3 protein-coding genes and 2 pseudogenes are annotated in these 3,796 nt (G+C 73.9%); 1 reads left to right on the top strand and 4 read right to left on the bottom strand.

From position 1 onward, the window contains the following. The 4 genes and pseudogenes from ACFU99_RS36775 to ACFU99_RS36760 all read right to left on the bottom strand — a co-directional run. Positions 1–1,122 (bottom strand): annotated as a pseudogene (locus ACFU99_RS36775) (hypothetical protein); the annotation flags it as partial. Between the two features lie 338 nt (positions 1,123–1,460). After that, positions 1,461–2,018, bottom strand: a complete 558-nt coding sequence (locus ACFU99_RS36770) for a DUF6113 family protein (RefSeq protein ID WP_384400928.1) — start codon at positions 2,016–2,018, stop codon at positions 1,461–1,463. Further along, the gene (gene mshB, locus ACFU99_RS36765; RefSeq protein ID WP_384400925.1) at positions 2,018–2,902 is read right to left on the bottom strand and encodes an N-acetyl-1-D-myo-inositol-2-amino-2-deoxy-alpha-D-glucopyranoside deacetylase; all 885 of its coding nucleotides are present in this window, start codon (positions 2,900–2,902) and stop codon (positions 2,018–2,020) included. The genes ACFU99_RS36770 and mshB overlap by 1 nt, the downstream gene beginning before the upstream one ends. Positions 2,903–2,962: 60 nt before the next feature. Beyond that, the gene (locus ACFU99_RS36760) at positions 2,963–3,157 is read right to left on the bottom strand and encodes a hypothetical protein (RefSeq protein WP_363227434.1); all 195 of its coding nucleotides are present in this window, start codon (positions 3,155–3,157) and stop codon (positions 2,963–2,965) included. Between the two features lie 304 nt (positions 3,158–3,461). Between ACFU99_RS36760 and ACFU99_RS36755 the strand changes: the two are divergent. Further along, positions 3,462–3,796 (top strand): annotated as a pseudogene (locus ACFU99_RS36755) (S9 family peptidase); the annotation flags it as partial.

Here is a 3,796-nt window from a genome sequence, read left to right as displayed (position 1 = left end):
GGTGTCGTCGGAGCGCGGCGGCGTGCTGCCGCCGGGGCCCTGGCCAGGTCCCGTTCCGGCGTCCGCGCCCGGCCGCGGGCCGAACGCGTCCGAGCCGGAGCCGGTGCCGAAGGCGTCAGAACCGGAACCGGTGCCGAAGGGTGAAGCGGAGCCCGTACCGGCTCCCGCACCGGTGCCCGCGCCCGCGCCGAAGCCCGCGCCGGGACCGCCGGAACCTGCCCCCGAACCGAAGGCCGGACCCGCGCCCGTACCGGGGCCGCCGGAACCCGGACCCGCGCCGAAGGCCGGGCCCGCGCCCGTACCGGGGCCGGTGCCGGGAGCACCGGAATCACGGCCCGCGCCGAAACCGGAACCGGAGCCCATGCCCGTACCGGAACCCGTGCCGGGGCCGCGGCCCGCGTCCGGGCCGGAGCCGAAGGCCGGGCCTGCGCCCGTACCGGCGCCGCTGCCGGGGAAACCGTTCGGCGGCTGTACGCGCGGGGAGCCGGCCGCGGGGGTGTCCGTACGGGCCGGGGGCCCGTCGGCGGAGAAGGGGAGGTCGGAACGGCCGCCGCCCATGCCCGGTGCCTGGAACTCCTGGGTGGTCTCGGCCGCGGCGGCCGGCCGCGGGGGCACACCCGTCGTCCCCGTCGTCGACGAGCCCGAAGCCCCGGCGGACGAGGCGGGCTTGCGCGGCGCGAACCAGTCGCTGGTCTTCTCTTTCTGCCCCGAGGCCTGCCCCGAGGCCTGCCCCGGGTTCTGGCCCAGGTTCTGGCCCGGATTCTGCCCCGAGGTCCTTCCGGGGGTCTGCCCCGCGCCCTGCCCCGGGGCCCCCGGCGCGGCCGGCGGCGCGCCGTTGCTCATCGCGTCGGACCCCGGACGCGGCCCCGGCGCGGCCGGCGGCACGGCGGAAGCCGACGCTCCGGGCACGGCCGACGCGCCCGGCGTACCTGGCGCGCCCGGCCTGGAGTGTCCGCCCGTACGCTCGCCGTCCCTGCCGGACCCGGCGCCGGTCTGGGTCGGGTCGTCCGCGACCGTCGTGCGCATCACGACCGGCGGAATGGGCCGCGAGCCCGGAATGTTGATCCGAATCCGGGTGGTCAGCGTGGTCTCGGTCTTCGGCTCCTCCGGCTTCGGTGCCACGGTCGGTTCCTCTGCGCCTGCGCCGACTTCGTCCTGCGTGGGATGCAGCGACGGATACTGGCGGGCTCCGTACGGCGGGGTCCCCGACGGGTACGCGGTGCCACCGCGCCCCTGGGACCCAGAGGACGAACTGTCAGATTCACGGCTCAATGCAGGTTCTCCCAGTTAGCTCCGCCGCCCGTCATGACCTCGTGCGGGCGGCTCGGCGGCGCGCACCACCATACTGGCCGCCGCACACGCCCACTTGACGTCCGGCGGGCGGCCGTCGCGGGCAGGGGTCGGGTACGGGGCTCGACGGACCGATCTCCGCAATCGGACGTCAAGCGGAAAACGTCACGTCACCTACCAAGTCGGGCTGTCGATCTGTCCGGTTGCGCGGCTTTCGGGAGCGTGGCACACATCACAGCCGCGAACATCCCGCCGAGCAGGAAAACGTAGGTGCCGAGCCCTGCCCCGAAGAGGAAGTCGCCCTCGGGCCGGGTCGCGGTCAGCAGCAGCACGACGATCAGCCAGCCCGCGCCGGGCGCGGCCCCGCCCATCCTGCTGCCGGTCGCCTTCACCCCGCCGTAGCACAGGGCCGCCAGGCCCAGCAGGGCGAGCAGCAGCCCGCCGGGGAACCAGCCGGCCTGTACGAGCCCGCCTGCGATCCCGACCAGCGCGCCGAGCACGAGCAGGCCGAGGAGGGCTGCGATCCGCCCCACGGTCATCGGCCGGGCCAGACCCGTGCCGAAGACCGCGCGGGCGGCCTCGGCCGAGGCCCCGGCGGACCCGCCGGACTTGCCGGACCCGCCCGCGCCACCGGCCTTGCCGGAGCCGGCCGACCCACCCGATCCGCCCGATCCGCCCGATCCGCCCGATGCAGCCTTGGCGCGCTTCGCGCCGTCGCCCGCCGCCATCACAGCGCCACCCCCGCGAACAGGTCGTCCTCGCGCGAAGCGCCGGCCGCGCCCCGTACGAGCTCGTAGTACTCCGTCGAGAACAGCGGCTGCCCCAGGTCGTTCGATAGCGCGAAGAACGGGCCGTCCACGGCGATCTGGGTGGCGTGGGCTCGCATCGCGGCGGACTTGGCCGCGCTGTGCGCCGAGCCGTCGATCGCCGCCGTGATGTCCGCGTCGTCGACGACGCCCGGCACGTCCTCGGTGGTGGCGATCTCGGGGAAGGGGCTCTCCTTCCCGGCGGCGCGCAGCCGCGCGAAGCCCTCCTCGACGACGGAGAGCGGTATGCGGTTCCAGTAGATCTTCGCGACGGCGTGGGCCGCGCCGAGCTCCGGCCGGAAGGCCGTGTCGGCGGCCAGGTCGGCGGCGCGCATCGCGACGCGGTGCGCCTTGATGTGGTCGGGGTGGCCGTAACCGCCCTGCGGGTCGTACGTGATCAGCACCTGTGGACGCACCTCGCGGATCACCTCAACGAGGTACCCGGCGGCGTCGTCCAGCTCCGCCTGCCAGAAGGAGTCGGGGCGCTCGTTCTGCGGCGCGCCCATCATCCCGGAGTCGCGGAACCGGCCCGCGCCCCCGAGGAAGCGGTGGTCGGTGACGCCCAGCGCCTTCATCGCGGCGGTCAGCTCGCCCACGCGGTACGGGCCGAGGGCGTCGTCCCGGTCGGCGGCGAGGTGCGCCAGCTCGGGCGGGATCACCTCGCCCTCCTCGCCGAGGGTGCAGGTCACGAGCGTGACATGGGCGCCCGAGGCCGCGTACGTGGCCATGGTCGCGCCATTGTTGATCGTCTCGTCGTCCGGGTGGGCGTGCACCAGGAGCAGTCGGCGGGCCGGAAGGTCACTCATGGGGAACAGCGTACGAGCCGCGCGGCGCCGCCGGGCGACGGGAACCGGCTCACCGCCGGCTCAGAACTTGAGGTTGCCGATCATCCCCGCGACGTTCGTGGTGAGCTGGTGGAGGGTCGGGGCGATGGACGAGCTGGCCAGGTAGAACCCCAGCAGCATGCAGACCGCCGCATGTCCTGCCTTCAGTCCGGACTTCCGGACGAGCAGGAAGACGATGATCGCCAGCAGCACCACCGCCGAAATCGAGAGTGCCACAGCGGTTCACCTCCAGGGACGCGCGGTCGGATGGACAGCAGGGAACGCAGGCATGGGAAAGCCCAGGCAATGCATACCCACTATGCGCGAGTGATCATAACTTTCCGTACGCGCGCATGAGTCGGTGCACGGGAGCAAAACGGGGCGCACACCCGCGTCCGCCGCGGCATCCACACCCCGCGGATATGCCCCCGTCCGTAGGCCAGTTGAGGTTTCAAGCGGCAAGATCGCGTGAAGGACCCAGGGCTGTGGCCGAAACGGCGGGGTCAGGAGGGGGGCAGGAGCGGAAACGTAAGGTCAAGGCATGACTTTTCCGCGGCAGCACGCGCGTACCCAGCGCTTCACCCTCGGCGCCCCGCGCGCCTTCACCGTGTCCCCCGACGGCTCCCGCGTCGCCTTCCTGCGTTCCCGGACGGGCACCGATCGAGCGAACGTCCTATGGGTCCTGGATCTCGACGAGAACCGCGAATACCCGGCGGCGGACCCGCGGACGCTGCTCGGCGGCGCGGGCGAGCAGTTGTCCGCCGAGGAGCGGGCGCGGCGCGAGCGCACCCGCGAGGGTTCGGCGGGCGTGGTGGGCTACGCGACCGACGCGGCGGCCGAGTTGGCGGCGTTCGCCCTCTCCGGCCGGCTCTTCGC

This window comes from Streptomyces sp. NPDC057654, from assembly GCF_042800135.1.
Classification (GTDB): domain Bacteria; phylum Actinomycetota; class Actinomycetes; order Streptomycetales; family Streptomycetaceae; genus Streptomyces.
Note: the sequence above shows the minus strand (reverse complement) of the source record. Positions and strands in the feature narration are given on the sequence as shown.